At 71.4% G+C, this 6,611-nt stretch carries 6 protein-coding genes; 3 read left to right on the top strand and 3 right to left on the bottom strand.

The genetic code is table 11. From position 1 onward, the window contains the following. Positions 1-336: 336 nt before the first annotated feature. Positions 337-2,904, bottom strand: coding sequence for an aminopeptidase N (pepN, locus tag ACWEVN_RS45245; RefSeq protein WP_452055383.1), 2,568 nt, complete (start codon positions 2,902-2,904; stop codon positions 337-339). Positions 2,905-3,059: 155 nt separating this feature from the next. Between pepN and ACWEVN_RS45240 the strand changes: the two genes are divergently transcribed. After that, the gene (locus tag ACWEVN_RS45240) at positions 3,060-3,680 is read left to right on the top strand and encodes a mycothiol-dependent nitroreductase Rv2466c family protein (RefSeq protein ID WP_449688156.1); all 621 of its coding nucleotides are present in this window, start codon (positions 3,060-3,062) and stop codon (positions 3,678-3,680) included. A 48-nt stretch (positions 3,681-3,728) separates the two neighbouring features. Here ACWEVN_RS45240 and ACWEVN_RS45235 read toward each other — a convergent pair whose 3' ends face one another. Both ACWEVN_RS45235 and ACWEVN_RS45230 read right to left on the bottom strand, forming a co-directional pair. Then, positions 3,729-4,538 carry an MBL fold metallo-hydrolase gene (locus ACWEVN_RS45235; RefSeq protein ID WP_452055382.1) on the bottom strand — a complete coding sequence of 270 codons (810 nt, stop codon included), beginning with the start codon at positions 4,536-4,538 and terminating at the stop codon, positions 3,729-3,731. Next, on the bottom strand, positions 4,535-5,257 hold the full coding sequence (locus ACWEVN_RS45230; RefSeq protein ID WP_452055381.1) for a 2-phosphosulfolactate phosphatase: 723 nt from the start codon (positions 5,255-5,257) through the stop codon (positions 4,535-4,537). The genes ACWEVN_RS45235 and ACWEVN_RS45230 overlap by 4 nt, the downstream gene beginning before the upstream one ends. A 45-nt stretch (positions 5,258-5,302) precedes the next feature. On the opposite strand from ACWEVN_RS45230, the gene ACWEVN_RS45225 reads away from it, so the two are divergent. Together ACWEVN_RS45225 and ACWEVN_RS45220 are read left to right on the top strand one after the other, a co-directional pair. Then, entirely contained in the window at positions 5,303-5,776 is a 474-nt protein-coding gene (locus ACWEVN_RS45225; RefSeq protein ID WP_310972143.1) for a ribose-5-phosphate isomerase, read from the top strand. Beyond that, a complete protein-coding gene (locus ACWEVN_RS45220) occupies positions 5,776-6,585 on the top strand; it encodes an Fpg/Nei family DNA glycosylase (RefSeq protein ID WP_449680692.1) in 810 nt (269 codons plus the stop codon). Before ACWEVN_RS45225 ends, ACWEVN_RS45220 begins: the two co-directional genes overlap by 1 nt. The last annotated feature ends 26 nt before the right edge of the window (positions 6,586-6,611 follow it).

Below are 6,611 nucleotides of genomic sequence, written 5' to 3'. Positions count from 1 at the left end.
CAAGGCGGGAAAGCGTGCCTTGACACGACCTGCCGGCCGCTGAGGCGGCTGCGTATCGGGTCGGCAGGGGGGTGTGGCCGGGAGGGCGGGCTTGGGCTGCCGGGCCTTGGGCTGCCGGCGGGCTTGGGCTGTCGGAGGCTTGCATCGCCGGGGGCTTGCGCGCTGCCGGGGGCTTGGGCTGCCGGGAGCCTTGTGCGCTGCCGGAGGTTTGCGCGCTGCCGAGAGCCTTGTGCGCTGCCGGGGGCCTTGGGCTGCCGGTGGCCTTGTGCGCTGCCGGGGGCCTTGTCCTGCCGGTGGTGGGCCGTGCCGGGGGCACGGGCCCACCACCGGAAAAACTCAGCCCTGGGCGTCGAAGTCGCGGGCCGCCAACGCTCGGACGATTCCCGCTCGGCCCTCCGATACCAAGCGGCGCAGTGCCTGCGGGTGGTCGCCCGCCAGCCACTCGTCCGAGGCCGTCACCGTCTCCGCGTCGACCGCCCACGAGGGGTACAAGCCGATTGCTATCGGCTGGGCCCGCTCGCTCGAACGTCGCTGCCACACCTCGTCGATCACCTCGAAGTAACGCGGGACGTACGAGCCCAGCAGGGCCTTCTGGCCCGGGTGGGAGAAGCCCGAGATCAACGAGTCGCTCACCGCGTTCGGCAACTCGTCGTCGTAAACCGCTCGCTGCCACGCGTCCGCCTTGGCCTCCGCCGTCGGCCTCAACGCCCGGGCGCGCTCGGCCTGGCGGCGGCCCGTTGCCGTGTTGTCGCGGGACAGCTCCGCGTCGATCTGCGCCGCGTCCGCCTTTCCGTGTGCCACCAGGGCGTGCAGGAGGCGCCAGCGCAGGTCCGTGTCCACCGTCAGCCCCGGCAGCGGTGCCGAGCCGTCGAGCCAACCGGACAACACCGACAACGTGGCCTCGTCCAGCACCGAGCCGGCCAGGGAGTTCACGAACGCCAGCTGGTGGTCCGATCCCGGCTCCGCGTCGCGGACCAGCTCCAGGAGCCGCCCGGTGAACGCCGGCCACCCGCGAGAGGCCGCCCACTCCTGCTCCGCGTACGAGTTCAGCGCCGTCTGGGCCTGCAGCAGGAGCCGCTGGACCACGCCCACCTCGGTCTCCGTGTGGATTCCGCGCTGCACCAGCGTCACGAAGTCGCGGGCCTTCAGCTCGGCTTCGCGGGTCATCTCCCACGCCGCCGACCAGCACAGCGTGCGCGGCAACGGCTCGGTGATGTCCGCGATGCGGTCGATCAGCGTCGTCAGCGACGCCGGGTCGAGGCGCATCGTGCAGTACGTCAGGTCGTCGTCGTTGACCAGGACCAGCTTGCCCGCGGGGCGGCCGACCAGGTCCGGGACCTCGGTGCGCTCGCCGTCGACGTCCAGCTCGACGCGCTGGGTCCGGACGATCTTGCCGGCCGCGTCCTCGTCGTACACGCCCACGGCGACGCGGTGCGTGCGCAGCTCACCGGCACCCGGCTTCGCGCCGGACTGCACGACCGCGAACGACGTGAACGTGCCGTCCGCGCCGACCTCGTAGCGCGGGCTCAGCGAGTTGAGCCCGGTCGTCTCCAGCCACTGCGCGCTCCACCACGACAGGTCGCGGCCGGACGCCTCCTCCAGCGCGCCCAGCAGGTCCGCCAGGGTCGCGTTGCCCCAGGCGTGCTTGCCGAAGTACACCTTGAGGCCGTCGAGGAAGTGCTCGAGCCCGACGTAGGCGACGAGCTGCTTGAGCACGCTCGCGCCCTTGGCGTAGGTGATGCCGTCGAAGTTGACCTCGACCGCGTGCAGGTCGACGATGTCGGCCGCGATCGGGTGCGTCGAAGGCAGCTGGTCCTGGCGGTAGGCCCACGACTTCTCGATGTTCGCGAAGCTGGTCCACGCGTTCTTGTACTCGGTCGCCTCGGCCTGGGCCAGGACGCTTGCGAAGGTCGCGAACGACTCGTTCAGCCACAGGTCGTCCCACCAGCGCATGGTGACCAGGTCGCCGAACCACATGTGCGCCATCTCGTGGAGCAGCGTCTCGGCGCGCCGCTCGTAGGCGTAGCGGGTGACGCGGCTGCGGAAGACGTAGTCCTCCAGGAACGTCACCGCGCCCGCGTTCTCCATCGCGCCCGCGTTGAACTCCGGCACGAACAGCTGGTCGTACTTGGAGAACGGGTAGGGCGTGCCGAACTTCTCGTGGTAGAAGCCGAAGCCCTGCTTGGTTTCGGTGAAGAGGCGGTCCGCGTCCATGTGCTCGGCCAGCGACGCGCGGCAGTAGATACCCAGCGGGATGGTCTTGTGGTCGTCGGTGTACTCGTCACGCCACTCGGCGTACGGGCCCGCGACCAGCGCGACGAGGTACGTCGAGATCCGCTCGGACTCCTTGAAGACCGTGCGGACGGCGCCCTCCGGCGTCTCCTCGGCCGACTCGACGATGGCGTTGGAGACGACCTTCCAGTCCTTCGGCGCGATCACCGTGAGCCGGTAGACCGACTTCAGGTCCGGCTGGTCGAAGCAGGCGAACATGCGCTTGGCGTCCGCCGTCTCGAACTGCGTGTACAGGTAGACGCCGTCGTCGACCGGGTCGACGAACCGGTGCAGGCCCTCGCCGGTGTTCATGTACCGGCAGTCGGCGGACACCGTGAGCTCGTTGGCCTCGGCCAGCCCGGCCAGCGCGATGCCCTTGTCCTCGACGTACGCGCTGACGTCGACGTCCGCGCCGTTCAGGGTCGCCGAGTGCACGCGGTCGGCGACGAGGTCGACCCACGTCGATTCGCCGGCCCGGGCGCTGGAGAACCGGACGGTCGTCGTCGACGCGAAGGTCTTCTCCCCGGGTCCGCCGTGGCCGTCGGTCAGATCGAGCTCGATGTCGTAACCGGTGACGTCGAGCAGATCCGCGCGCAGCTTGGCTTGGTCGCGGGTCAGGTTGGGGGCGGGCACAGGCACCTCTGGTCGTTGGTATCGGTTTTCAACTCCCCGCATCCAATCATGGGGACGGGGTGGCGGGCGACAAGGGAACAACCCCGCGTTTCCCGGTGTTGGCCTCCTCGTGTGGGGGTCCGCCCACATCGAGACGTGCCCGGAGGAGTACCCCGATGACCGCTGCCGAGCAGCCCACGAAGGTCGATTTCTACTTCGACCCGATCTGCCCGTTCGCGTGGATCACCTCGCGCTGGATCCTGGAGGTGGAGAAGCACCGCAACCTCGACCTCAACTTCCGGATCATGAGCCTGTCGGTGCTCAACGAAGGCCGGGACGAGCTGCCCGAGCAGTACAAGGAGCTGCTGGCGAAGGGCTGGGGCCCGGTGCGCGTGGCCGTGGCGCTCTCGCAGCTCAAGGGCGAAGAGGTGCTGCGCGAGTACTACACCGAGTTCGGCACCCGCTACCACAACCAGGGCAACAAGGACTACGACTCGGTCATCAAGGAGGCGCTGGCGGCGATCGGCGCCCCGGCCGAGCTGGCCGAAGCCGCGCAGTCGACCGAGTACGACGAGGCGCTGAAGAAGAGCCACCACGAGGGCATGGACCCGGTCGGCCAGGACGTCGGCACCCCGACGATCCACATCGACGGCGTGGCGTTCTTCGGCCCGGTCCTGAGCTCCATCCCGCGCGGCGATGCCGCGCTGAAGGTGTTCGACGGCGCCGTCGCGATGGCGAGCTACCCGGACTTCTTCGAGCTCAAGCGCACCCGCACCGGCGAGCTGAACTTCGACTAGGGGGTCGCGGGAGGGGCGGTGGCGCAGAGGGCCACCGCCCCTTCGCCGTCACGGCGTCGCGAGGGCGGCCAGGGTGACATCGCTGGGGTAGCGGGACGCGGCCACGGCGGCCACCTCGGTCGTCTCGCCACGGCCCACGCCTGCTTTGAGGGTGATCAGCTCGTGCAGGCCGTCGCGGTGGTAGCGGACGAACTCCGCGTCCACCGGGTCGCCGTGGCCGGGGACGATGACGCGGGGAGCCAGCGCGAGGATCGCGTCGAACGTGTCCGGCCAGGCGGTCAGGTCCGTTTCGTCGCTGAACGAATACTCGCTGAACCCCGCTTCGGCGTGTTCGACGACGTCGCCGGCGAAGACGACCGCCGCGTCCGGGACGTGCACGACGACGTCGTGGTCGGTGTGCGCGCGGCCGAGGTGCCGCAGGACGGCCGTGCGGCCGCCGAGGTCCAGCTCGACGCGGCCGGTGAACGTGTGGTCCGGCGCCGCGATGGTGGTGCGGGAGATCGCGTCGGCGATGTCCGGCTTGCCCTCTTCGCGGTAGTGCTCGACCCATTTCGCGCGGACGGCCTCGAGGTCCCCGCCCAGCTCGGCCGCGCAGCGCTCGTGCGCCCAGACGTCGCAGGGCAGGAACGCCTCGGTGCCCCAGGCGTGGTCGAAGTGCGCGTGCGTGTAGGCGACGGCCCAGGACAGCGGCGTGATCTCCCGGACCGCGGCGGCCAGTTCGGCGCCTTGGTCGAGGTCACCGCGGGTGTCGACGACCAAGCAGCGCTCGGCGCCCACCACCAGCCCGACGGTCAGGTCCAGCTCCTCGTAGCGGCGGGCGTGCACGCCGTCGGCGACCTCGATCCAGCGGCCGGTCATGCCAGCACTCCTTCGTGCAGGACTGGAGCGGCGTCGCTCACGTCGATCCGCGCGGCCAAGGCGACGTCGCCGCCGTGGCCGGCCTCGGCCAATTCGCGCCCCGACACGCAGTTCACCAGGGCTCCGGCGTCGGCGGACCGGGCGGCGAGAGCGGCTTCGGCGGACATCGAAAGACCGTAACCGGCCAGCGCGGCAGCGATCGCCCCGGCACCCACCTGGTCCTCCACGCACGGCCGCAGCGGGCCGAACGTTTCGCCGTCACCGAAAATGTTCACCCCCCAGCGTTCCCCCGCCGCGATCAGCCCGATCGGGCCGCCCAGCGAGACGGCCTTCGCGGCGATGGCGGAGGCGTTGCGCAGGCAGCCCGCGAGCACGTGCGCGCCGGTCGCCGCGGCGGCGTCGCAGAGCGTCGCGCCGTTGGGTGAGGGGAGGGCGAGCAAGGTGCCCGGAGGGATGTCCGTCACAGAAGACGGCCGGAGGGTGAATCCGCCCTCGCCCGCGATGACCGCCCCGGCCGCCCGGGCCCGGGCGATCCCACGGTCGTCGCGCCACCGGACCGGCAGCACGCGACCGCCGCGGCCGACCACCAGGTCCGTGGTGGTGCTGAAGGAAAGCACGTCGACGATCACCAGCACCGCGCATTCGCGGCCGAGGGCGGCCACCCCTTCGGCGCCCCAGTCGAGCCGCACGTCGCTGCCGGTCTGCTCCCAGATCCCCACCCCCGGAGCATGCCCGAGATCGGTCCGGGTGGCAGACTCCTGGCCGTGCGCGTCTACTTGGGATCCGACCACGCCGGTTTCGAGCTGAAGAACCACCTGGTGGCTCACCTGGAGAAGCAGGGCCACGAGGTGACCGACATCGGTCCGCACGTCTACGACGCGGCCGACGACTACCCGGCGTTCTGCGTCGAGACGGCGCTGCGCGTGGTGGCCGACGAAGGCAGCCGCGGCATCGTCGTCGGCGGCTCGGGCAACGGCGAGCAGATCGCCGCCAACAAGGTGCCCGGCGCCCGGGCCGGCCTGGCCTGGAGCGTGGAGACCGCGAAGCTGTGCCGCGAGCACAACCACGCCCAGCTGATCGGCGTCGGCGCCCGGATGCACACCGCCGAGGAGGCCGTCGAGATCGTCGAGGCGTTCCTGGCCACCGAGGTCTCGCCGGAGGAGCGGCACGCCCGCCGCGTCCAGCAGCTCCTCGACTACGAGCGCACCGGGACCCCGCCGGCGTTGCCGGAGGCCTGATGCCCGAAGGGCACACGCTCCACCGGCTCGCGCGGCTGCACAAGCGCCGGTTCGCCGGCGCCCCGGTCGCGGTGAGCAGCCCGCAGGGCCGGTTCGCCGCCGAAGCGTCCCGTTTGGACGGTCAGGTGTTCGCCGGCGCCGAGGCGCACGGCAAGCACCTCTTCCACGACTACGGCCCGCACGGCATCGTGCACATCCACCTCGGGCTCTACGGCACCTTCGGCGAATCGCCGCTGCCCGCGCCCGAGCCGGTGGGCCAGGTCCGGCTGCGGCTGGCCGGCCGGACACATTGGACGGACCTGCGTGGGCCCACCCGCTGTGAACTGCTGGCCCCCGAACAGGCCGACGCGATCAAGGCCCGGCTCGGTCCCGACCCGCTGCGCCGCGACGCGAAACCGGAGCTGGCCTGGGCGCGCATTTCGCGGTCCAAGACGTCGATCGCGGCGCTGCTGATGGACCAGGCGGTGCTCGCGGGGGTCGGCAACGTCTACCGCGCCGAAGTGCTGTTCCGCCACGGCGTCGCGCCGCTGACGCCCGGACGGGCGCTGGACCGCGCGCTGTGGGACGACATGTGGGCCGACCTGGTGACCCTGATGCGCGACGGCGTCCGCGTCGGGCGCATCGACACGGTCCGGCCGGAACACCTGCCGGAGGCGATGGGCCGCGCGGCCCGGGTGGACCGCCACGGCGGCGAGGTCTACGTCTACCGCCGCGCCGGCGAACCGTGCCTCGTGTGCGGGACGCCGGTGGCGAATTCGGAACTGGTGGGGCGCAACCTCTACTGGTGCCCTCGCTGCCAGCCCGCCTGACCCGAACGCCACATTGGGGCGCTCGG

The sequence above is a fragment of the Amycolatopsis sp. NPDC003861 genome (assembly GCF_053605405.1).
The sequence above is the reverse complement of the archived record's forward strand: the minus strand, read 5'-3'. Positions and strand labels throughout refer to the sequence as shown.

What these genes read in the sequence shown, in the direction of transcription:
- ACWEVN_RS45240 (WP_449688156.1), top strand. Translation starts at nt 3,060, where the DNA reads ATGACCGCTGCCGAGCAGCCCACGAAGGTCGATTTCTACTTCGACCCG.
- ACWEVN_RS45235 (WP_452055382.1), bottom strand. Translation starts at nt 4,538, where the DNA reads ATGACCGGCCGCTGGATCGAGGTCGCCGACGGCGTGCACGCCCGCCGC.
- ACWEVN_RS45220 (WP_449680692.1), top strand. Translation starts at nt 5,776, where the DNA reads ATGCCCGAAGGGCACACGCTCCACCGGCTCGCGCGGCTGCACAAGCGC.